Below are 1,873 nucleotides of genomic sequence, written 5' to 3' on the forward strand. Positions count from 1 at the left end.
CGCGGTGGTGGCCGCGGAGGTGCGCAAGCTGGCCGAGCGCAGCCAGGTGGCCGCGCAGGAAATCGGCCAGGTCGCCGAGTCCAGCGTGGAGCTGGCCGAGAACGCCGGCAAGCTGCTGGAGCAGATGGTGCCGTCGATCCGCCGCACCTCGGACCTGGTGCAGGAGATCACCGCCGCCTCCGAGGAGCAGACCTCCGGCGTCGGCCAGATCAACGCCGCGGTCGGCCAGCTCAACCAGACCACCCAGCAGGCCGCGGCCAACTCCGAGGAGCTGGCCGCCACGGCCGAGGAAATGAGCGGGCAGGCCGAGCAGTTGCAGCAGTTGATGAGTTTCTTCCGTACCAACCAGGTCGTGGCGCCGTGGCGTCCGAAGGCAGTCACCGCCGGTCCGTCCCGCAGGGCGGCGCCGGCGCGCAAGCGTGGGTTCGGCGAGGTCGGCCTGGCACTGGTGTCGGGGCCGGACGAAGCCCATTTCGATACGTTCTGACATCCACTTTCACGACATCACATCCAGGGGGATCACGATGTTCCAGCACATGAAGATCGGCACGCGCATCGGCATCGGCTTCGGCCTGGTGTTGCTGCTGCTGTTGGGGACCGGCATTTTCGCCACGATGCAGATGGCCAGGATCAACGGCTCGTCCACGGAGCTCGCCACCAACTGGATGCCCAGCGTGCGCAACGTCGAGGAGATGAGCGCGAACTTCAACAAGCTGCGTCTGCTCGAGTTGCAGCGGGTCGTCGCCACCAGTCCAGCCGAGATGCAGGATTACGACACGCGCATGCTCAAGACACTGGAGGCGTTCGAGAACAACAGGAAGACCTACGTCCCGCTGATCTCCTCGCCCGAGGAGCAGGCGCTGTACGCGGATTTCGCCAAGAACTTCGATCGCTACACCGAATTGCACAAGCAATTGCTGGCGCTCACCGCGCAGGGCAAGACCCAGGAGGCGATGACCGCACTGAACGGCGAGCAGCGGCAGATCTTCCGCAGCACCGCCGACGCGATCGACAAGCTGGTGGACCTGAACGTCAAGGGCGGCCAGGATGCCAGCGACCGCGGCGACGAACTCTATGCGTCCGCGCGCTCGCTGATCATCGCGACCATCGTGGCGGCGGTGCTGCTGGGCGCGGTCGTGGCGTTCTTCATCGTGCGCATCCTCACCCGCCTGCTGGGTGGCGAGCCGGCCTATGTGGCCGAGATCGCCAACAAGGTGGCGCAGGGCGACCTCAACCTGGAGGTGGCGGTGCGCGCCAACGACAGCGGCAGCGCGCTGTTTGCGATGCGGAGCATGGTCGAGCGGCTGAAGCTGGTGATCGACGGCCAGCGCCGTGTGGTCGCGGCGGCCAACCGCGGCGACTTCTCCGAGCGGATCGCGCTGGATGGCCTGGCCGGGTTCCAGCGTGAGATGGGCCAGGGCCTGAACGATCTGGCGACCACGACCGGCGACAGCATCCAGGACGTGGTGCGGGTGATGGGCGGCCTGGCCGAGGGCGACCTGACCCAGAGCATCGACAAGCACTACGACGGCGCCTACGCCGAAATGAAGAACTACATCAACGACACCATCGCCCGCCTGTCGCAGGTGGTCAGCGAGGTCAACGGCAATGCCGAATCGCTGGCCAGCGCGTCGGAAGAGGTCAGCGCGACCGCGCAGTCGCTGAGCCAGGCGGCCAGCGAGCAGGCCGCCGGCGTCGAAGAGACCAGCGCCTCGCTGGAGCAGATGACCGCGTCGATCTCGCAGAACACCGAAAACGCCAAGATCACCGACGGCATGGCCAGCAAGGCCTCCAGCCAGGCGCTGGACGGCGGCGAATCGGTGCGGGCGACCGTGCAGGCGATGAAGCAGATCGCGCAGAAGATCGGCATCAT

General features: G+C 66.6%; 1 protein-coding gene and 1 pseudogene. Both read left to right on the top strand.

Annotated features, from left to right (window positions below):
• Positions 1-487 (top strand): annotated as a pseudogene (locus tag D588_RS0116975) (methyl-accepting chemotaxis protein); the annotation flags it as partial.
• Positions 488-524: 37 nt separating this feature from the next.
• Positions 525-1,873 (top strand): methyl-accepting chemotaxis protein (locus tag D588_RS0116980; protein ID WP_017916831.1); only part of this gene is annotated, 1,349 nt, incomplete at its 3' end.

Origin of the sequence: Xanthomonas sp. SHU 308, assembly GCF_000364645.1 — a bacterium.
Classification (GTDB): domain Bacteria; phylum Pseudomonadota; class Gammaproteobacteria; order Xanthomonadales; family Xanthomonadaceae; genus Xanthomonas_A; species Xanthomonas_A sontii.